Origin of the sequence: Nocardia rhizosphaerihabitans (assembly GCF_014646295.1) — a bacterium.
Lineage (GTDB): Bacteria > Actinomycetota > Actinomycetes > Mycobacteriales > Mycobacteriaceae > Nocardia > Nocardia rhizosphaerihabitans.
The window spans coordinates 675,336-694,132 of sequence record NZ_BMNE01000001.1 but is presented as its reverse complement, the minus strand read 5'-3'; the positions used below and the strand labels follow the sequence as shown (position 1 = coordinate 694,132).

The window sequence follows — 18,797 nt, the reverse complement described above, 5'->3', positions numbered from 1 at the left end:
AGTCACTCCTCTGTCCGGTCGATCGCGGTCAGGTCACTCGTGGAGCCGGTCATACGATCCAGAACCGACTGCTGCGCCTGCTTGTGCTCTTCTTCGGACAGCTGACCGGCCTGCGCCGCGCGATCGATCTGCTCGAGCTCGGCTCGCAGCGCCGCGGGATCATGGAGCTGCTGCTCGACCTGGTCCTGGATCACTTCGCCGAGCCAGATCACGCCGCGAACCGGCGCGAGGGGCAACGTCAATATCGTTGAGAGCAGACCCATGCCTCACCCCTCGGGGGCTCGCTTCGTCACGAAGTCGTAGGCCGCCATCGGTCCGAGCAGAGTCAGCTCCACTCGGCTGTCCCACCGCTCGGCGAGCCGGCGCAACGTATCCTCCAGCTCTTCCTGCCTGGCCAACTCGACCAGCACCGCGATGTGGACGGCGTCCTCCTCATGGCTGGGCTCGCGCTGGTTGACCAGCGGTTCCAGCTTCTCGAGTTCGGAAATTGTGGTGCGAGTATCCTCGGCTCGCTTGGTCTCGATGGCCTGATTGATCAGCTCGCCCAGCGCGATGCGGGCATTGCGGGTGGCGTCCTCCGGTTTGTCGCGGATCTCCTCGCGGAGCCGGGCGGCCTCGGCGTTCTCGTCGAGCAGTTCGCGCAGGATGGTGTCCTCGATGTAGCGCCCCCTGATCACGAACTGCGCCCGGCCCTCGAGTTCCTCCAGCGCGGCGCGGAATTCGTCCTCGTTCGTCGCGAGCAATTCGTTCTCCACCGCCTCCGCGTCGGCCATGACGGCACCGAACCGCAGCGGCAGTACCGGGGCGACGACGGCCGACCCGTCCAGCAGTTCGGCATGGACGGTGAGGTCCTCGGGGGTGCCCAGTGGCCGATCGGATTCGAGCGCGCTGACCAGCGCGGCGATCTCGCCGTGCCGCACCACGGTGACCTCGCCCGGAGGATCGCCGACACCGGTCGCGTTCGGCTCGGGTTCGACGTCGGCGGGCACGATGCCATAGACATACACAGCGGTGGCGTCGGCAGCCATTACTCCTCCCGGCGTCTGGACGACCGGGGCGTTGTCTGGCGCTTGTCCTCGACGTCGCCGAGAAAATCCGAGACCTTCTCGCCGGCCGCTTCCAGAACGCCCTTCGTCTTGTGCTTCGAGGCGCCCTCGGTGACTTCGCCGACGATATCGGTCAGCCCCTTCGGTTCGCTGGTCGAGATCTCCAGCCGGTTGACCGCTTCGGCGAATCGCAGATACGTGTCGACACTGGCCACCACGACGCGCGCGTCGATGGTGACCAGCTCGATGCCGACCAGCGAGACTCGCGCGAACGCGTCGATGACCAGTCCTTTGTCGAGAATCGTGTCTATGACATCGGCAAGGCTGGAGGAGTTCGGCCGCGCCATCGTGCCGGCTCCGCCACCTCCTGCGGGTTCGATGGTCATTCGCTTGCTCCTCGGCTCTCACGCGCCCGGCGGGTCACCGGGCTCTTGCGGCGGGCGGCCGGTCGGCGGCGAGGCGGCTCCGGTTCTTCTTCTTCTTCCTCCTCGTCTTCCTCGTCCACTTCGGTCTCGTCCGGCTCCTCGTCCGCGGGGGTTTCTTCGTCCGCGTGGTCGTCTTCGGTGTTCTCTTCTTCCTCACGCCGCGCGGTCTCGTCGTCTTTGACGACCTCGCTGTCGTGGATCTCGCCGTGCCAGCCGACGATGTCGTCGCTGTGCAGCACGGAGTCGAGCATGACCTGCCGCTGGAAGTGCTTGAGTTCCAGGCGGCACCGGCGACCTGCCGCGCGCCACAGATTGGCGGTCTTCTCGAACACGCCCTGGGGATGGTACTCGAGCACCACGAGGATGCGGGTGAGCCCCGGCGTGAGCTCGTGGAAGGTGACCGCGCCGTCGATGTAGCCTTTGGCGCCCTTGGAACGCCAGACGATCCGCTCGAAGGGCACCTGCTCGAGGATCGTGGATTCCCAGGTGCGTCTGGACCAGAACACCTTGCCGGTCCAGCTGAGCTTCTCGTCGGCGACCTGCTCGACCTGCTCGACCTTCTTCGTGAACTTCGGAAAATCCGCGAACTGGGTCCACTGGTCGTAGGCCAGATCCACCGGAACCCCCACGTCGATGTGTTCGACGATGTTGGTCAGCTTCAGCTTCTTGCCGCCGCCTTTGCCCTTGCCTTTGCCGCCGGTCAACGACTCCTTTGCCGCCTCGAACGATTCGCCGACCGAGTGCCGGAGCTTGCTCATGCTGCCGCTGACGGCCGCTCGCAACGGCGAGGCGCCTTCGGCCAGCTTCTCGACGCCGGTCACCGCAGCCAGCAGATTCCCTCCGTTACCTTCGCCGTACTCGCTCAACCGGCCCGCGGTCTGCGATACCCGGTTCGACAGCCCGGACACCGTGCGTTCGGCCAGGGTTCCGACGAGGTTCTGCACGGATTGCTGCAGCAGGCCCGTCGGGGTGGGACTTTGCGCCGTTTTCCGTGCCGTCGACCCAGCCCGGGTCGCGGCTTTGGTGGCGCGGCCCGCTGTATCGGTGGCCACCTTGCCGACTCCGGCCGTCGCATCGTGCAACGTCTTCGCCATCGCCCTCACCTCCTGGCGCGTCGTACGGGCGCTTCGTCGGGGTCGGAACGGCTACGGCGTCGGACAGCCGAAGCCGGCTTGCGGTCCGCGGACCCGGAGCTACGAGCCGCGGTCCGGGAGCCGGTTTTCCGTCCGCCCGCGGTCCCTGTCCGGCGTGCCCGCGTGCGCGCTGCGGGCTGACCGCTGTCGTCCTCGTCGTGGCTTCGTCCGGAATCGTCTTCGTCCTCGAGGTCCTCGTCCTCGGCCTCGTCGGCGGACGCTTGCTCGTCCTCCCGGGTCGGTTCGTCGTAGTACTCGCCTTCGTCGGAATCCGCTTCCGGTGACTCGTCTCGGCCCTCGTCCAACACGAGCGTCGAGCCCTGCTGCAACCGAGCGTTGAGTGCGTCGATGCGATTGCTCGCGGCGGTGACCGCCGCCGTCCGGACCGCGCCTGCCAACTCGCCGCGAACGGTGTCGGTGAGCCGAGTCAGCTCCGGCGACGATTTGAGCAGCGAAGCTCCGCGTCCCAGCAGCTCCGCGGGGGCACCCGAGGACCGCTTGGCCATCGCCGCACCCGCCAGTGCCAACGCAAAGCGCATTTTGCGCGTGCGGCCGAGCACATACCCGATTCCCACCCCTACCGCAATTCTCGTTCCGCCTTTCATGCTCAACTCCTCGCTGGCTCGACTGCCACGGCACCGACGCGTCCCCATTACGCCGGCTATGACACCGCTATGAGTGGGGTAGATCACATGCATTCCAGCGTATGCCTAGTTACCGAATGGGTCGATGGGTTCTGCCTGCGAAAACCCGCCAAGGTTCGGCATCTGAGCCGTGATCTGGCAACCAGCGAATCCGGGAAATCGAGTGGTATCAGGGGTTGTGCATCAGCTGCTTGGCAAGGCCGAACAGGCGGCTACCGAGCTTGATGACGGGAAGCCCCAGCGGAATCAGAAGGATCGTCGCGCACAACACGGCGCCGAGGACCCACACCACAGCGGCGAGCAACCCGACTACCGTGCCGAGCACAGCGGTCAGGATCCCCACCACCACATTGAGCAGACCCTGTATCGCTCGCATGACAACCTTCCTGCCTCCCCATTCTGCGCTCTTCTCGCTCGATTTTCACTCGACGCGCGCGGGCACAGCCGCCGGAGTTCGGCGAGAACGAGGTGGCCCGGGAAGCTAAGGCAGCAGGACGATGGAGCCGGTGGTCTTGCGTCCGGCCAGATCGCGGTGGGCTTGCGCGGCGTCCGCGAGGGGGTAGGTCGCGCCGATGCGGAAGGTCAGCGTGCCCGCGGCGATGCCATCGAAGACATCGGTTGCGCGCCACAGGAATTCGGCGCGATCGCGAGTGTAGGCGCCCAGGGACGGGCGGGTCAGCCACAGCGACCCCGCGGGGTTGAGGCGCTGCGGGTCGAACGGAGGGACCGCGCCGCTGGCCGCGCCGAACAGGGCCAGGGTGCCGCGCACGCGCAGCGAGGCGAGGCTGGCCTCGAAGGTGCTGGCGCCGACGCCGTCGTAAACCGCGGCGACACCGGCGCCGTCGGTGAGTTCGCGGACCTGGGCGGCCAGGTCGTCGCCGTAGCGCAGGACCTCGCGGGCGCCCGCCTGGCGCGAGAGCTTCTCCTTGTCGTCGGTGGAGACGGTGGTGATCACCCGCGCGCCCTTGGCGGCGGCCATCTGGGTGAGCAGTAGCCCGACGCCGCCCGCGCCCGCGTGGATCAGCACCGGATCGCCGGGTTCGGGGCGGAACACCGATTCGACCAGGTAGTGCGCGGTCATCCCCTGGAGCAGGGCGGCCGCCGCGACGATCGGGTCGACACCCTCGGGTACCTGCACCGCCACGGCCGCGTCGACGGCGACCTTGTCCGCGTAGCTGCCCGGCGCCGCGGCCCAGGCCACCCGGTCACCGACCGCGAACTCGGTGACGTCCGCGCCGACCGCCGCCACGATGCCGGTGCCCTCGGTGCCCGGGATATAAGGAGTCGCCTGCGGATACAGTCCGGTGCGGAAGTAGATGTCGATGTAGTTGACGCCCACGCCCTGGGTGTCGACCAGCAGCTGACCCGGCCCGATCGGCGGATCTGCCACCTCGACGTACCGCAGGACCTCGGGACCACCGTGCTCGGAAACCTGAATCGCGCGCATGAGTCCCCTTTGTACACCCCGTGTTCGACGCCACTCGGGGGTGGACTCGCAACTACCGGCCGGTAAACTCACGGCCATGAGTGCTACCACCGCCGCCCCCGTCGCCGTGAAGGTGCCTGCCGAGGTCGAGAAGTCCGTCGTCAAGTTCGTCGCCGAGCACGGTGGTTCGGGTACGGCCGTGCTGCAGTACATCGGCGAGCAGGGCGTGCGCATCACGCTGGTCGGCGCCGACGGCATCCTCGGTGACCGCATGGTGGCCGACATGGCGACCGCGAAGGCCCTCGTCGAGCGGGTCGACGGCCTCGCCGAGACCGACGAGTGGAACCGCGAACTGGTCTCCGTCGTGACTCCGGCCGCGTCGCACTGGAAGAAGATGGCGGGCTGGGTCGCCAACCAGACCCGCTTCCCGAAGGCGCGCAACTGGAAGCTCTTCGCCGGCGCCTGACTCCGGCAACGACAACAGCCCGCGATCGTCGAGATCGCGGGCTGTTGCTTTTGTCAGGAGATCAGTGCGCCGCGGCCACCGGAGTGGGCGCGTCGACCTGCTCGCGGACACGCAGCGAGGCCCACAGCGCGGCGGTGGCGGCGGTGCACGCCGCAGCGCCGCCGACATGGATGGCGACCAGCGCGGCGGGGACATCGGTGAAGTACTGGACGACGCCGACCAGGGACTGGGACACGACCAGCCCGAGCAGCACGTACAGGCGGACGCGGATCGCCGGGGTGATGCCGACGGCGAACAGGCCGAACGCGAGACCGACCAGCAGCGCCAGATAGCCGACGAGCAACTGCGAGTGCAGGTGCACCAGCGTGACGATCTCGACCTGCAGCCGCGCGACCGGACGTTCGATGCTCTTGTCTCCGGCGTGCGGTCCGGCGGCGGTCACCAGCGTGCCCGCGATCAGCACACCCGCCAGCGCGACACCGCTGAGCGCGGTGAGCCAGCGCAGGGGAGCGGGCACCTGGACGGTGTCGATGCCGTCGTCGGACTGACCGATCTTGGCGTAGAGCACGACCGCCAGCCACACCATCACCATCGAGGCCAGCAGGTGCACGGCCACCGTCCACCACAGCAGCCCGGTGCGCACGGTGATGCCGCCGATGATCGCCTGCACGACGGTGCCGCCGGGCATCAGCCACGCGTAGACGAGCACCTCGCGGCGGCGCCGCGCCCTGACCACGGCGAGCACGATGAGCGCGGCGCACAGCGTCACCGCGAAGGTGAGCAGCCGGTTGCCGAACTCGACGGTCTGATGGATGACCGGCACCTCCGACACCCCCACCGGGGTGAAGCTGCCGGGGAAGCACTGCGGCCAGGTCGGGCAGCCCAGGCCCGACGCGGTGACGCGCACGACGGCGCCGGTCACGGAAATGCCTGCCTGGCTGAGGATCACCGCGAACGCGATGAGCCGCTGCACCCGCAGCGAGGGGAGCGGCAGCCGGTCGACGAGTCCCAGGAAGGCGCGATACAGCACGTCACGATGGTACTGGCCGCGAATTCCCGGCCGATACCAGGGCTACTACAGTGCGTCGTTGATCACTCAGCTGAACCGGAACAGCCGGGTCGCGAGCCACCCGCACACCACGCCCCACACCGCGAGCACCGCGACACCGAACCAGTCGACCGCCCCGGACAGTGCCGCTTCCAGCGCGAACGCCAGCGCGCCGGACGGGACCAGCCGGACGAGCACGGTGACCGCGGTGTGCAGCGAATCGCCGACCAGCACCAGGCTGGCGACGCCGAGCATGATGAACCACAGGACATTGGCCAGCGCCAGCACGACCTCGGCCTTGAGCGTCCCGCCCAGCAGCAGGCCCATGGCCGCGAAGGTCGCGGTGCCGAGCGCGATCACCAGCGCACCGAGCGCGAGCCCGCCGAGGCCGGGCCGCCAGCCCAGTGCGGCGCCGATCGCGCCGAGCAGCATCGCCTGCAGCACCACCACGATCAGTACCGCCGCGCACTTGCCCGCGATCACGCCCCAGCGCGGCAGCGGTGTCGCGCCGAGGCGCTTGAGCGCGCCGTAGCGCCGGTCGAAGCCGACGGCGATGGCCTGGCCGGTGAACGCCGTCGACATCACCGCGGTCATCATGACCATCGGCACCACCTTGTCGACCCGGTGCTCGCCGAGCTCGCCGAACGGCAGCAGGGTGAGCCCGATCAGCAGCGTGATGGGGATGAACATGGTGAGCAGCAGCTGTTCGCCGTTGCGCAGCAACAGCTTCAGCTCGAGCCCGGTCTGCGCGGTGAGCATCGTCGCGCGCGATGCCGGGCGCGGGCCGGGGGCGAACGTGCCGGGCTGGAACCGGCTGGTGTTCTCGGTCATCCGCGCAGGTCCCGTCCGGTCAGTTCGAGGAAGACGTCTTCGAGGCGGCGCGCATCGATGCGGATGTCGGTGGCCAGCACGTCCATCCTGGCGCACCAGGCGGTGACGGTCGCCAGCACCTGCGGGTTGATCTCGCCCTCGACGAGGTAGGTGCCCGGCGAGGTCTCGCGCGGCGAGAAGCCTTCCGGCAGCGCCGATTTCAGCAACGCGAGATCGAGCTTGGGCGGGGCGCAGAACCGCAGCTGACCCGCGGCGCCGTGCGCGGTGACCTCGGCGGGGGTGCCCTGGGCGACGATCTCGCCGTGATCGATGATCACCAGCTGGTCGGCGAGCTGCTCGGCCTCGTCCATCATGTGCGTGGTGAGCACGACGCTCACCCCGTCGCGGCGCAGGGCGTCGATCAGTTCCCACACGATCAGCCGCGCCTGCGCGTCCAGGCCCGCGGTGGGTTCGTCGAGGAACACGATCTCCGGCCTGCCGACCAGCGCGCAGGCCAGCGCGAGCCGCTGCTGCTGACCACCGGACAGGCGGCGGTAGGGCGTGCGGCGGTTGTCCTGCAGACCGAGGGTCGCCAGCAGCCAGTCCGGATCGATCGGGTCGGCAGAATAGGCAGCGACCAGGTCGAGCATCTCGCCGGCGCGGGCGCCCGGGTAGGCGCCGCCGCCCTGCAGCATCACGCCGATGCGCGGGCGCAGCTGTTCGGAGTCGGCGATGGGGTCGAGCCCGAGGACGCGCACCGTGCCCGCGTCGGGGCGGACGAAGCCCTCGCACATCTCGACGGTGGTGGTCTTGCCCGCCCCGTTGGGGCCGAGCAACGCGAACACCTGGGCCTGTTCGACATCGAATCGCAGGCCGTCGACCGCGGTGGTCTCGCCGTAGCGCTTGACCACGCCGTCGACGCTAACAGCGGGTCCAAGGCGACTTGTCACGATGTCACACGGTAAGCCGTGCCCTCCTGTGACGGAGCCGACACCCCCGGCTGAGCCCGCCACGGCAGGGAGTGCCGGGTGAGCGCGAAGAACAACGCGAAGCAGACCGCGGCGGCCAGTGCCGCGCCGATGATCTGGAAGACCTGGAACTCCGCACCGCGCGGCATCACCAGCATCGAGACGACGGCGGAGAACGCGACGGCGGGCACGCGGAACACCGGTTGGGTGGCCCAGGCGGCCAGCGGCACGATCGCCCACAGCAGGTACCAGGGCTGGACCACCGGGAACAGCAGCACGATCGCGCCGAGCGAGACGCCGAGCGCGCCGACCGGGTGCAGCCTGCCGGTGCCGGTGGCGACCAGCATGCGCACCGTCACGTAGGCAGCGACCGCCGCCGCGATGGGCCGGGTGATCGACAGCAGTGCCGTCGTGTGATCGCCGAGACCGAGCAGCACGCCGCCGAATCCGGTGATGATGCCGATGACGGTCGGCAGCGACATCCAGCTGCGCACGGCGCTGGCGGTGTTGAGGGTGAAGATCCAGCCGAACCCGAGCCCGCTCAGCCAGCTCACCAGCAGCGTCGTCACCCCGGCGATCAGACCGAGCAACAAGGCCGCCTTGACGACGGCCTGGAGTGTGCCACCCCACCGGCGGGCCAGCGCCATGCCGACGAAGCCGAGCGCGATGATCGAGGTGAACTTGACCGACGACGACAACGTGATCACCACCGCGCCGCCGATCAGCAGGGCATACGCACGGCCGTCGAACGGCGCCGGATTCGTGCCGATCAACCGATCGGGCTTGCCACCGTTGCCGTAGATCGCGCGCAGCATCAGTTCGACGCCGGCCAGCATCAGACCGAGCATGAGCGCGTCGTTGTGCACGCCGCCGACCAGATGGAACAGCACCAGCGGGTTGGCCGCGCCCAGCCACAGCGCGCTCACCGGGGCGACACCGCAGCGCACGGACAGCCGGGGCAGCGCCCACACGATCAGGGCGACACCGGCCAGCGCCAGCAGCCGGTGCACCCACACCCCGGCGATGATGTTGTCCCCGGTCAGCTCCGCGATGCCGCGGCCGATCCACAGGAACAGCGGACCGTAGGGCGCGGGAGTGTCACGCCAGATCGTCGGCACATTGTTGGTGAGGACATTGTCGATGCCGAGCCCGGCGACCGGACCTTCCAGATACGGGTCGATGCCGCGCGCGGCGATCTCGCTCTGCGCCAGATAGGAATAGACGTCGTTGCTGAACATCGGCGGCGCCACGCTGAGCGGGATGATCCACAGCAGCAGCGTGCGATCCAGCTGCGATCGGCTCAACCGGTGCAGCGGCGAACCCGCCAGCCCGCCGACCGCGAACCGGCCCAGCAGCAGCCACGCGCCGATCACCAGTACGGTGCCGAACATGCACATCGCCAGCGACCCGGTGTGCGCCCGCGCGAAGATGCCGAGCACCCGCATGCCCGAGACCGGGTTCTGGTGCACCGGCTGCGCGCCGATACCCAGCGCCGCGATCGCCATCAGCACCGCGCCGGTGGCGCCCATCAGCCGGATCCGGTCCAGTTGCGCGCGCTCGTTCCTGTCGAGCCCGGGGACCTCGCTCTCGTCGCGGTGCAGCACCGCGACGGTGTGATCGGGCGTCGGCACGTCGAGCCCGAGAGCCCGCCTCCCGAACGCCAGTGTCTTGCGCGCCGCGCCCTCCAGTACCGCCACGAACACGGAGCCTAGTGTGGTCGGCCGCTGGTGGCGGTGTTCCGGTCGGCCGCCCGTCGTCGACCAGCGCGGATCGCGGCGGCTACCGGGGTTGCGGCGCCTCGACGACGGGCGCCGACACCCCGGTGGGCGCCGTCGGCCGGTCGTTGGACACCGCGGCGGCGGCCGCGACGGTGACGGCCAGGCACGCCACCGCGACCGCGGCGAGGGCGACCCAGCCGATGCGCCGCGCCGCTTCCGGTGTCCGCGCCGCCTCCGGCCTGCGCGCCAACAGCCAGCCGGGGACGAACAGGAAACCGAGCGCGGCGAGCGTGCCGGCGGCCAGCCCGCCGAGGTGGCCCCACAGCGAGATGCCCGGCAGCGAGAAACTGATCAGCACGTTGACACCGATGACGACCAACATCGGCGTCGGGCTCTGCCGCAACCGGATCAGCGTCACGGTCACCGCGCCGAACAGGCCGTACACCGCGCCGGAGGCCCCCGCGGTCGCGACGATCGTGTCCGACAGGGCCATCACCGCGGCGGAACCGCCGAGCAGCGAGACCAGATAGACGCAGGCGAACCGCACCCGGCCGAGCACCTGCTCGAGATCGCGCCCGACGACATAGAGCGCGAACATGTTGACCAGCAGGTGGATCGCGCCGTAATGCAGGAATCCCGAACCGAGCAACCGCCACCACTCGCCGTCGGCCACCAGCAGCGGAACCAGCACGAATTCCCGGAACAGCGCCGACCCGCGATAGTTGTCCATCGCGCTGCCCGCCTGGGCGGCCGTGATGACGTAGACCAGCACATTGACCGCGATCAACCCGTAGGTGACATACGGAACGGCACCGCCACCGGCCCGGCCGCCACCGACGGTGCGCACCTGCCGCACGTCCCGCTGCCCCTGCCGCACGCAGTCCACGCAGTGCTGTCCGACCGAGGCGGGCCGCAGGCATTCGGGACAGGCGGGCCTGCCACACCGCGTGCACGCGAGTCCGGTGGGTCGATCGGGGTGGCGGACACACGTGGGTGTGGGCGGGGTGGACACACCGCTATCGTGCCATGCGCCGACGCGGCGGGCGCTCTGTCGCGCGCGGCCGTTTCGGCCGGCGCGACGGGGCTATGACCGGGACATGACGTCATTGTGGTTGAACAACGCCGAGGTCCCCGCCCGTTTGCGGCTCACCGCCGGTTCCCGCTTCGACACCGTCGTCATCGGCGCCGGGCTGGTCGGGCTGGCGACCGCGCTGCTGCTGGCCGAGCAGGGCCGCGAGGTCGCGGTGCTCGAGGCCAGGCGGGTCGGCGCGGGCACGACCGCCGCCTCCACGGCGAAGATCTCGCTGCTGCAAGGCACCCGGGCCCAGGCCATCGCGGGCAGGCACGGCATCGCGTCGCTGTCGCGCTATATCGCGGGCAATGTGGAGGGCCTGGACTGGCTGCTGAACTTCTGCGCGGGGCACGATATCGACGCCCAGCGGGTCCCCGCGCTCACCTACGCCCAGAACCAGTCCGAAACCGCCGCTGTGCGTGCGGAATTCGAGGCCACCCGCGCCGCGGGACTACCCACCGAGCTGGTCGACGACATCGACGTTCCCTTTCCCATCCACAGCGCGGTCCGGCTGCGCGAGCAAGCCCAGATCGACCCGATGGCGATGCTGGCCGCCCTCGCCGCCGACGTCGAATCGCACGGTGCGCCGATCTTCGAATCCACCCGCGCCCAGAGCCTGCACCACCGCGACGGCGAGGTCGTGATCGGCACCGAACACGGCGAGGTGTCGGCCGCGAATGTCGTGGTCGCCACCGGCACCCCGATCTTCGACCGCGGCGGCTTCTTCGCCCGTCTCACCGCGCAGCGTTCCTATCTGTCGGCGTGGCGGGTGCCGGGACCGGTGCCGCAGGAGATGTACATCAGTGCCGGGCGGCCGATCCGGTCGCTGCGCGTGTTCCCGGCCGAGGACGGTGACGTGCTGCTCGTCGGCGGCAGCGGCCATGACGTCGGCCGGGATGGCTCGGCCACCGCCCACGTCCAGCAGTTGCTCGACTGGACCGGGCGCTGGTTCCCCGGTGCCGAACTGCTGCACCGCTGGTCGGCCCAGGACTATCACCCCGTCGGCGAGCTGCCCTACGTCGGACCGTTGCTACCGGGCCGCGACAATGTCCTGGTCGCCACCGGCTTCGCGAAATGGGGGCTGACCAACGGCGCCGCCGCCGCACTCGCGCTGGCCGGGCGGCTGACCGGCAAGCGGCCGCCGTGGGCGGGCACCCTGTCCACCTGGCGTCTCAACGAGGTGACCTCGGTCCTGGCAGGCGCCAAGTCCAACGCGGCGGTCGCCAGATACATGACGACCGGGTGGTTGCGGCTGGTCGGCGCTGGCGACCACACGGTGCCGCCCGAAGGGTGCGGCCGGACCGAACGCCACGGCCTGCGCCCCACCGCCGTCTCCACCGTCGACGGCGTGACCACCGAGGTGTCGGCGGTGTGCCCGCACCTGCACGGCATAGTGCAGTGGAACGATGCCGAACGGACCTGGGACTGCCCGCTGCACGGGTCGCGCTTCGCCCCCGACGGCACTGTGCTCGAGGGCCCGGCGACCGAACCGCTACCCCGGTGACGGATCCGCGCGCTGTGCGATGAGTCACCCCGGCGCACGGAATCGATCCGGCGCCGGGAGCGGTACCTGGGCTTTTACCCGGGGCGCAGACACGAGGCGTGGCGACTTCCCAGGTCAGGGCACCCTTGGCAAGGTGACCCTTATTAGATTTAGGGAAGTAATTCCGCCACACTGGTGTTGTGAAAACCGTGGGTTTGCGGACAGGCGTGGAAGGGACCGGTCGTAAGACGACCGGCGCCCGGACGTCGGCCGTGCCCGTCGCGACCGTGCACGAGGGTCAGACCAGGGCGGCCATCGTCCAGCTCCTGCTCGAAGAAGGCCCGATCACCGCGACCGCCATCGGCACCGCGCTCGGGCTCGCGCCCGCCGGCGTGCGCAGGCACCTCGACGCGCTCATCGACGCGGGTCAGGCCAGGGCGAGCCGATCGGCGCCGTGGCAGCAGAAGGGCCGCGGCCGACCGGCCAAGCAGTACCAGCTCACGGCGGCGGGGCGTGGCAATCTCGGCCACGCCTACGACGATCTGGCCGGGGCGGCGATCCGCCAGCTCGGCGAAATCGGCGGCGACGCGGCGATCGCCGAATTCGCCCGCAAGCGGGTCGGCACCATCGTCGACGGCATCGAGCCGGTCGCCGAGCACACCGCACCCCAGATCGAGGCCAAGGTGGAGGAGATCGCGGAAGCGTTCACCGACGCCGGTTTCGCCGCCACCACCCGCCAGGTCGGCACCGGTGTGCAGATCTGCCAGCATCACTGCCCCGTGGCCCACGTGGCCGAGGAGTTCCCGCAGCTGTGTGACGCCGAACTGGACGCTTTCCGCGACCTGCTCGGCACCCACGTACAGCGACTTGCGACCATCGCCAACGGCGATTGCGCCTGCACCACCCACGTACCGCTGATCACCGCCGCACAGCCCGCGGCGGGACGAACGAACGACTCCGGAAGGAGTGCCGAATGACGACGACCACCGACCAGGTGCAACCGCTGACCCAGGACGAGACCATCGCCTCGCTGGGCAACTACGGTTACGGCTGGGCCGATTCGGATGTGGCCGGTGCCAGTGCGCAACGCGGCCTGTCGGAGGCTGTCGTTCGCGACATCTCGGCCAAGAAGAGCGAGCCGGAGTGGATGCTCGACATCCGGCTCAAGGCCCTGCGCATCTTCGATCGCAAGCCCATGCCGAACTGGGGTTCCAACCTCGACGGCATCGACTTCGACAACATCAAGTACTTCGTGCGCTCCTCGGAGAAGCAGGCCGAGAGCTGGGAAGACCTGCCCGAGGACATCAAGAACACCTACGACAAGCTGGGCATCCCCGAGGCGGAGAAGCAGCGCCTCGTGTCCGGTGTCGCCGCGCAGTACGAGTCCGAGGTCGTCTACCACTCCATCCGCGAGGACCTGGAGAAGCAGGGCGTCATCTTCCTCGACACCGACACCGCGCTCAAGGAGCACCCGGAGATCTTCCAGCAGTACTTCGGCTCGGTGATCCCCGCCGGTGACAACAAGTTCTCCGCGCTCAACACCGCCGTCTGGTCGGGTGGCTCGTTCATCTACGTGCCGCCGGGCGTGCACGTCGACATCCCGCTGCAGGCCTACTTCCGGATCAACACCGAGAACATGGGCCAGTTCGAGCGGACGCTGATCATCGTCGACGAGGACGCCTACGTCCACTACGTCGAGGGTTGTACAGCCCCGATCTACAAGTCCGACTCGCTGCACTCCGCGGTCGTCGAGATCATCGTGAAGAAGGGCGGCCGCTGCCGCTACACGACCATCCAGAACTGGTCGAACAACGTCTACAACCTGGTCACCAAGCGGGCCAAGGCCGAGGCGGGCGCCACCATGGAGTGGGTCGACGGCAACATCGGCTCCAAGGTCACCATGAAGTACCCGGCGGTCTGGATGACCGGTGAGCACGCCCACGGCGAGGTGCTCTCGGTCGCGTTCGCCGGCGTCGGCCAGCACCAGGACACCGGTGCCAAGATGCTGCACCTGGCCCCGCACACCTCCTCGACCATCGTGTCGAAGTCGGTGGCGCGTGGCGGCGGTCGCGCGTCGTACCGCGGCCTGGTCCAGATCAACAAGGGCGCCCACGGCTCCAAGTCGACGGTGAAGTGTGACGCGCTGCTGGTCGACACGATCAGCCGCTCCGACACCTACCCCTACGTCGACATCCGCGAGGACGACGTGACGATGGGCCACGAGGCGACCGTCTCCAAGGTCTCCGAGGATCAGCTGTTCTACCTGATGAGCCGCGGTCTGACCGAGGACGAGGCGATGGCGATGGTGGTGCGCGGCTTCGTCGAGCCCATCGCCAAGGAACTGCCGATGGAATACGCGTTGGAACTGAACCGGCTCATCGAGCTGCAGATGGAAGGGGCCGTTGGCTGATGTCGTCGCTCGAGACGCCGACCCAGAACCCGGGCGCGGGCGCCGCCGTCAACAAGGGCGAGGTCTTCACTTCGTTCGACGTCGACCAGTTCGAGGTCCCGTCGGGCCGTGACGAGGCCTGGCGCTTCACCCCGCTGCGCCGGCTGCGCGGCCTGCACGACGGCTCGGCCGCGCGTGACGGTCAGGCGACCGTCGAGGTCAGCGAGGTCGCCGGGGTCACCGTGGAAACGGTGGACCGCACCGACGCCCGCCTCGGCCAGGCCGGTACCCCCGCCGATCGTGTTGCCGCCCAGGCCTATTCGGGCTTCGAGTCGGCGACCGTGATCACCGTCGGCAAGGAGACCGAGGTCTCCGACCCGATCACCGTGACCGTCACCGGTCCCGGCGAGGGCAAGACCGCCTACGGTCACCTGCAGGTGCGCCTGGACAACTTCGCCGTCGCCACGGTGGTCCTCGACCAGCGCGGCAGCGGAACCTACGCCGAGAACGTCGAATTCGTGCTGGGTGACAGCGCCAAGCTGACCGTCGTCGCCGTCCAGGAATGGGCCGAGGACGCCGTGCACGCCACCGCGCATCACCTGAAGCTGGGCCGCGACGCCACCGTGCGCCACTTCGCCGCCACCCTCGGCGGCGACCTGGTCCGCCTCACCGGCACCGTGCGCTACGCCGGTCCCGGCGGCGAGGCCGAGCTGTTCGGCCTGTACTTCGCCGACGCGGGCCAGCACTTCGAGCAGCGCCTGCTGGTCGACCACTCGGAGCCCAACTGCAAGTCCAACGTGCTGTACAAGGGTGCGCTGCAGGGTGATCCGGCCTCGCCCAAGGGCGATGCCCGCACCGTGTGGGTCGGCGACGTGCTGATCCGCGCGGCAGCCGAGGGCACCGACACCTACGAAGCCAACCGCAACCTGGTGCTCACCGACGGCGCGCGCGCCGACTCGGTGCCGAACCTGGAGATCGAGACCGGCGAGATCGCCGGCGCCGGACACGCCAGCGCCACCGGCCGTTTCGACGACGAGCAGCTGTTCTACCTGCGTGCTCGCGGCATTCCCGAAGACGTCGCCCGCCGCCTGGTGGTGCGTGGCTTCTTCCACGAGATCATCCAGAAGATCACGGTCCCCGAGGTCCGGGAGCGGCTGGAGGCGGCCATCGAGGCCGAGCTCGCCACTGTCGGCATCTGACACCCCTCATACTCCCCACGAAGGAATTCGAATTCGATGACCACCTTGGAAATCAAGGACCTGCACGCCGAGATCACCACCCCCGAGGGTGAGTCCAAGCAGATCCTCAACGGCGTGAACCTCACCGTGCGCTCCGGCGAGACGCACGCCATCATGGGCCCCAACGGCTCGGGCAAGTCGACGCTGTCCTACGTGATCGCGGGCCACCCGAAGTACACCGTCACCCAGGGCACCATCACCCTCGACGGTGAGGACGTGCTGGAGATGTCGGTGGACGAGCGTGCTCGCGCCGGCCTGTTCCTGGCCATGCAGTACCCGGTCGAGGTCCCCGGCGTCTCGATGTCGAACTTCCTGCGGACCGCCGCCACCGCCGTGCGCGGCGAGGCGCCCAAGCTGCGCACCTGGGTCAAGGAGGTGAAGGAGTCGATGAAGGAGCTCGACATCGACGCCGCCTTCGCCGACCGCAGCGTGAACGAGGGCTTCTCCGGTGGCGAGAAGAAGCGCCACGAGGTTCTGCAGCTGGGTCTGCTCAAGCCGAAGATCGCGATCCTCGACGAGACCGACTCCGGCCTGGACGTCGACGCGCTGCGCATCGTCTCCGAGGGCGTCAACCGCTACAAGGAGCGCGAGAACGGCGGCGTGCTGCTGATCACGCACTACACCCGCATCCTGCGCTACATCCAGCCCGACTTCGTGCACGTGTTCGTCAACGGCAGGATCGTCGCCGAGGGCGGCTCCGAGCTGGCCGAGGAACTCGACGCGAACGGCTACGTGCGCTTCACCTCCGCGACCGCTGGAGCCTGACAACGATGACCGCTGTGTCTCTCTCGGGTCCCGCCCTCGACGTCGCCCGGATCCGGGCCGACTTCCCGATCCTGAACCGCACGGTCCGGGACGGGAAACCGTTGGTGTACCTGGATTCCGGTGCGACCGCGCAGCGTCCGCTGCAGGTGCTGGACGCCGAGCGCGACTTCCTGCTCACCCGCAACTCGGCGGTGCACCGCGGTGCCCACCAGCTGGCGGAGGAGGCGACCGACTCCTACGAGGACGCGCGCGTCGCCATCGCGCGCTTCGTCGGCGCCGATGCCGGGGAGATCGTGTTCACCAAGAACGCGACCGAGTCGCTGAACCTGGTGGCCAACGCGTTCGGCGACGACCGGTTCCCCTACAAGGTGGGTCCCGGCGACGAGATCGTGATCACCGAGCTCGAGCACCACGCGAATCTCGTTCCGTGGCAGGAACTCGCGCGCCGCACCGGCGCCACCCTGAAGTGGTACGGCATCACCGACGACGGCCGCATCGACCTGGATTCGCTCGAACTGTCGCCCGCGACCAAGGTTCTCGCGTTCACCCACCAGTCGAATGTGACCGGCGCGGTGGCCCCGGTGGCCGAATTGGTCCGCCGGGCAAAGGAAGTCGGCGCGCTGGTCGTGCTCGACGCCTGCCAGTCGGTGCCGCACATGGCGGTGAACTTCCGTGAGCTCGGCGTCGACTTCGCCGCGTTCTCCGGCCACAAGATGCTCGGCCCGATGGGCGTCGGCGGACTGTGGGGCCGTCGGGCGCTGCTCGAGGAGACCCCGCCGTTCATCACCGGTGGGTCGATGATCGAGACCGTCACCATGGAGAAGACCACCTACGCGCCGCCGCCGCAGCGCTTCGAGGCGGGCACGCCGATGACCTCGCAGGTCGTCGGGCTGGCCGCCGCGGTGCGCTACCTCGAAGACCTCGGCATGGACGCGATCGCCGCCCACGAGCACGCGCTCACCGACGCGGCGCTCGAGGGTCTGCGCGGGATCGAGGGTGTGCGGATCATCGGGCCGACCGAGAACGTGGATCGCGGTGGCGCGGTGGCGTTCGTGGTCGACGGTATCCACGCCCACGACGTGGGTCAGATTCTCGACGACCAGGGTGTCGCCATCCGGGTCGGGCACCACTGCGCCTGGCCGCTGCACCGCAAGTTCGGTGTCGCGGCGACCGCGCGGGCGTCGTTCGCCGTGTACAACACCCTCGACGAGGTCGACGCGCTGGTGCAGGCCGTGCGGAAGGCTCAGAACTTCTTCGGAGTTGCATAAGTCATGCGCATGGAGCAGATGTACCAGGAAGTGATCCTGGACCACTACAAGCACCCGCATCACCGCGGGCTGCGGGAGCCGTTCGGTGCCGAAGTGCACCACGTGAACCCGACCTGCGGTGACGAGGTGACCCTGCGGGTGAACATCGACGGCGGCGGCGAGATCGCCGATGTCTCCTACGACGGTCAGGGCTGCTCGATCAGCCAGGCCGCCACCTCGATCCTCGCCGATCAGGTGATCGGCCTGCCGGTGCAGCAGGCGCTGAAGGTGGTCGACTCCTACAGCGAGATGATCTCGAGCCGCGGCACCGTCGAGGGCGACGAAGACATGATCGGCGACGGCATCGCACTCGCGGGCGTCGCCAAGTACCCGGCGCGCGTGAAGTGCGCACTGCTGGGGTGGATGGCGTTCAAGGACGCCGTCGTGCAGATCGCCTCGGCCGAAGATGCCAAGCCTGCCATGGGAAATGGGGAAGCGTGATGAGTGAGACACCGGCCGTCGAAGCGACCGAAGCCGCGGCTCCCGAGCTGGAGCTGACACCCGAGCAGATCCAGCACCTGGCGGATCTCGAGGAGGCCATGCGCGACGTGGTCGACCCCGAGCTCGGCATCAATGTCGTCGACCTCGGCCTGGTCTACGGCATGTCCGTCGACGACACGAACATCTGCACCCTCGACATGACGCTCACCTCGGCGGCCTGTCCGCTGACCGACGTCATCGAGGACCAGTCCCGCAACGCGCTGGTGCGCAGCGGCCTGGTCGAAGACCTGAAGATCAACTGGGTCTGGATGCCCCCGTGGGGCCCGGACAAGATCACCGACGACGGCCGCGAACAGCTGCGCGCCCTCGGCTTCACGGTCTAGCAGCGACCACCACCGCAGGCCCGGATCCCGTCGGA

21 protein-coding genes are annotated in these 18,797 nt (G+C 69.0%); 9 read left to right on the top strand and 12 right to left on the bottom strand.

Annotated features, from left to right (window positions below; all coding sequences use genetic code 11):
• Positions 1 to 2: 2 nt before the first annotated feature.
• The 7 genes from IEY60_RS03040 to IEY60_RS03010 all read right to left on the bottom strand — a co-directional run bounded on the left by IEY60_RS03040 (position 3) and on the right by IEY60_RS03010 (position 4,695).
• Complete coding sequence (locus IEY60_RS03040) at positions 3 to 263, bottom strand: gas vesicle protein GvpG (protein WP_189023527.1); 261 nt, start codon at positions 261 to 263, stop codon at positions 3 to 5.
• Between the two features lie 3 nt (positions 264 to 266).
• The gene (locus tag IEY60_RS03035; RefSeq protein WP_189023525.1) at positions 267 to 1,028 is read right to left on the bottom strand and encodes a GvpL/GvpF family gas vesicle protein; all 762 of its coding nucleotides are present in this window, start codon (positions 1,026 to 1,028) and stop codon (positions 267 to 269) included.
• Positions 1,028 to 1,432 (bottom strand): gas vesicle protein GvpJ, encoded by a 405-nt coding sequence (gene gvpJ, locus IEY60_RS03030; protein ID WP_189023523.1) that lies wholly within the window; start codon positions 1,430 to 1,432, stop codon positions 1,028 to 1,030. Before gvpJ ends, IEY60_RS03035 begins: the two co-directional genes overlap by 1 nt.
• Entirely contained in the window at positions 1,429 to 2,565 is a 1,137-nt protein-coding gene (locus tag IEY60_RS03025) for an SRPBCC family protein (RefSeq protein ID WP_189023521.1), read from the bottom strand. The genes gvpJ and IEY60_RS03025 overlap by 4 nt, the downstream gene beginning before the upstream one ends.
• Before the next feature lie 5 nt (positions 2,566 to 2,570).
• Complete coding sequence (locus IEY60_RS03020) at positions 2,571 to 3,209, bottom strand: hypothetical protein (RefSeq protein WP_189023519.1); 639 nt, start codon at positions 3,207 to 3,209, stop codon at positions 2,571 to 2,573.
• 208 nt (positions 3,210 to 3,417) lie between these two features.
• Positions 3,418 to 3,624 carry a hypothetical protein gene (locus IEY60_RS03015; RefSeq protein ID WP_189023517.1) on the bottom strand — a complete coding sequence of 69 codons (207 nt, stop codon included), beginning with the start codon at positions 3,622 to 3,624 and terminating at the stop codon, positions 3,418 to 3,420.
• A 105-nt stretch (positions 3,625 to 3,729) separates the two neighbouring features.
• Positions 3,730 to 4,695, bottom strand: a complete 966-nt coding sequence (locus tag IEY60_RS03010; protein ID WP_189023515.1) for a quinone oxidoreductase family protein — start codon at positions 4,693 to 4,695, stop codon at positions 3,730 to 3,732.
• Between the two features lie 76 nt (positions 4,696 to 4,771).
• Here IEY60_RS03010 and IEY60_RS03005 point away from each other — a divergent pair, with 76 nt between their 5' ends.
• Positions 4,772 to 5,140, top strand: a complete 369-nt coding sequence (locus IEY60_RS03005) for a hypothetical protein (protein ID WP_189023513.1) — start codon at positions 4,772 to 4,774, stop codon at positions 5,138 to 5,140.
• A 61-nt stretch (positions 5,141 to 5,201) separates the two neighbouring features.
• Here IEY60_RS03005 and IEY60_RS03000 read toward each other — a convergent pair whose 3' ends face one another.
• The 5 genes from IEY60_RS03000 to IEY60_RS02980 form a co-directional block, all read right to left on the bottom strand.
• Positions 5,202 to 6,170: a COX15/CtaA family protein gene (locus IEY60_RS03000; protein ID WP_189023511.1), complete on the bottom strand. Its 969-nt coding sequence runs from the start codon at positions 6,168 to 6,170 to the stop codon at positions 5,202 to 5,204.
• Between the two features lie 66 nt (positions 6,171 to 6,236).
• Positions 6,237 to 7,019: an ABC transporter permease gene (locus IEY60_RS02995; RefSeq protein ID WP_189023509.1), complete on the bottom strand. Its 783-nt coding sequence runs from the start codon at positions 7,017 to 7,019 to the stop codon at positions 6,237 to 6,239.
• Complete coding sequence (locus tag IEY60_RS02990; protein ID WP_189023507.1) at positions 7,016 to 7,948, bottom strand: ABC transporter ATP-binding protein; 933 nt, start codon at positions 7,946 to 7,948, stop codon at positions 7,016 to 7,018. The genes IEY60_RS02995 and IEY60_RS02990 overlap by 4 nt, the downstream gene beginning before the upstream one ends.
• Positions 7,945 to 9,663: a polyprenol phosphomannose-dependent alpha 1,6 mannosyltransferase MptB gene (gene mptB / locus IEY60_RS02985; protein ID WP_189024839.1), complete on the bottom strand. Its 1,719-nt coding sequence runs from the start codon at positions 9,661 to 9,663 to the stop codon at positions 7,945 to 7,947. The genes IEY60_RS02990 and mptB overlap by 4 nt, the downstream gene beginning before the upstream one ends.
• A gap of 82 nt (positions 9,664 to 9,745) precedes the next feature.
• On the bottom strand, positions 9,746 to 10,696 hold the full coding sequence (locus tag IEY60_RS02980) for a rhomboid family intramembrane serine protease (RefSeq protein WP_189023505.1): 951 nt from the start codon (positions 10,694 to 10,696) through the stop codon (positions 9,746 to 9,748).
• A gap of 85 nt (positions 10,697 to 10,781) precedes the next feature.
• Between IEY60_RS02980 and IEY60_RS02975 the strand changes: the two genes are divergently transcribed.
• From IEY60_RS02975 to IEY60_RS02940, 8 genes are all read left to right on the top strand, one after another.
• Positions 10,782 to 12,260 carry an FAD-dependent oxidoreductase gene (locus IEY60_RS02975; protein ID WP_189023503.1) on the top strand — a complete coding sequence of 493 codons (1,479 nt, stop codon included), beginning with the start codon at positions 10,782 to 10,784 and terminating at the stop codon, positions 12,258 to 12,260.
• A gap of 179 nt (positions 12,261 to 12,439) precedes the next feature.
• Positions 12,440 to 13,216, top strand: a complete 777-nt coding sequence (locus tag IEY60_RS02970) for a helix-turn-helix transcriptional regulator (protein ID WP_373291662.1) — start codon at positions 12,440 to 12,442, stop codon at positions 13,214 to 13,216.
• Positions 13,213 to 14,649, top strand: coding sequence for a Fe-S cluster assembly protein SufB (gene sufB, locus IEY60_RS02965; RefSeq protein WP_189023501.1), 1,437 nt, complete (start codon positions 13,213 to 13,215; stop codon positions 14,647 to 14,649). The genes IEY60_RS02970 and sufB overlap by 4 nt, the downstream gene beginning before the upstream one ends.
• Positions 14,649 to 15,827 carry a Fe-S cluster assembly protein SufD gene (gene sufD / locus IEY60_RS02960; protein WP_189023499.1) on the top strand — a complete coding sequence of 393 codons (1,179 nt, stop codon included), beginning with the start codon at positions 14,649 to 14,651 and terminating at the stop codon, positions 15,825 to 15,827. Before sufB ends, sufD begins: the two co-directional genes overlap by 1 nt.
• A gap of 36 nt (positions 15,828 to 15,863) precedes the next feature.
• On the top strand, positions 15,864 to 16,631 hold the full coding sequence (gene sufC / locus IEY60_RS02955) for a Fe-S cluster assembly ATPase SufC (protein WP_189023497.1): 768 nt from the start codon (positions 15,864 to 15,866) through the stop codon (positions 16,629 to 16,631).
• A 5-nt stretch (positions 16,632 to 16,636) separates the two neighbouring features.
• Complete coding sequence (locus IEY60_RS02950; RefSeq protein ID WP_373291661.1) at positions 16,637 to 17,899, top strand: cysteine desulfurase; 1,263 nt, start codon at positions 16,637 to 16,639, stop codon at positions 17,897 to 17,899.
• Positions 17,900 to 17,902: 3 nt separating this feature from the next.
• Positions 17,903 to 18,379, top strand: a complete 477-nt coding sequence (gene sufU, locus IEY60_RS02945) for a Fe-S cluster assembly sulfur transfer protein SufU (protein WP_189023495.1) — start codon at positions 17,903 to 17,905, stop codon at positions 18,377 to 18,379.
• The gene (locus IEY60_RS02940; protein ID WP_189023493.1) at positions 18,379 to 18,762 is read left to right on the top strand and encodes a metal-sulfur cluster assembly factor; all 384 of its coding nucleotides are present in this window, start codon (positions 18,379 to 18,381) and stop codon (positions 18,760 to 18,762) included. Before sufU ends, IEY60_RS02940 begins: the two co-directional genes overlap by 1 nt.
• The last annotated feature ends 35 nt before the right edge of the window (positions 18,763 to 18,797 follow it).

Bases quoted from the DNA above. Each gene is read 5' to 3' on its own strand.
- IEY60_RS03040 (WP_189023527.1), bottom strand. From the start codon at position 263: ATGGGTCTGCTCTCAACGATATTGACGTTGCCCCTCGCGCCGGTTCGC.
- IEY60_RS03035 (WP_189023525.1), bottom strand. From the start codon at position 1,028: ATGGCTGCCGACGCCACCGCTGTGTATGTCTATGGCATCGTGCCCGCC.
- gvpJ (WP_189023523.1), bottom strand. From the start codon at position 1,432: ATGACCATCGAACCCGCAGGAGGTGGCGGAGCCGGCACGATGGCGCGG.
- IEY60_RS03025 (WP_189023521.1), bottom strand. From the start codon at position 2,565: ATGGCGAAGACGTTGCACGATGCGACGGCCGGAGTCGGCAAGGTGGCC.
- IEY60_RS03020 (WP_189023519.1), bottom strand. From the start codon at position 3,209: ATGAAAGGCGGAACGAGAATTGCGGTAGGGGTGGGAATCGGGTATGTG.
- IEY60_RS03015 (WP_189023517.1), bottom strand. From the start codon at position 3,624: ATGCGAGCGATACAGGGTCTGCTCAATGTGGTGGTGGGGATCCTGACC.
- IEY60_RS03010 (WP_189023515.1), bottom strand. From the start codon at position 4,695: ATGCGCGCGATTCAGGTTTCCGAGCACGGTGGTCCCGAGGTCCTGCGG.
- IEY60_RS03005 (WP_189023513.1), top strand. From the start codon at position 4,772: ATGAGTGCTACCACCGCCGCCCCCGTCGCCGTGAAGGTGCCTGCCGAG.
- IEY60_RS02995 (WP_189023509.1), bottom strand. From the start codon at position 7,019: ATGACCGAGAACACCAGCCGGTTCCAGCCCGGCACGTTCGCCCCCGGC.
- IEY60_RS02975 (WP_189023503.1), top strand. From the start codon at position 10,782: ATGACGTCATTGTGGTTGAACAACGCCGAGGTCCCCGCCCGTTTGCGG.
- sufB (WP_189023501.1), top strand. From the start codon at position 13,213: ATGACGACGACCACCGACCAGGTGCAACCGCTGACCCAGGACGAGACC.
- sufD (WP_189023499.1), top strand. From the start codon at position 14,649: ATGTCGTCGCTCGAGACGCCGACCCAGAACCCGGGCGCGGGCGCCGCC.
- sufC (WP_189023497.1), top strand. From the start codon at position 15,864: ATGACCACCTTGGAAATCAAGGACCTGCACGCCGAGATCACCACCCCC.
- IEY60_RS02950 (WP_373291661.1), top strand. From the start codon at position 16,637: ATGACCGCTGTGTCTCTCTCGGGTCCCGCCCTCGACGTCGCCCGGATC.
- sufU (WP_189023495.1), top strand. From the start codon at position 17,903: ATGCGCATGGAGCAGATGTACCAGGAAGTGATCCTGGACCACTACAAG.
- IEY60_RS02940 (WP_189023493.1), top strand. From the start codon at position 18,379: ATGAGTGAGACACCGGCCGTCGAAGCGACCGAAGCCGCGGCTCCCGAG.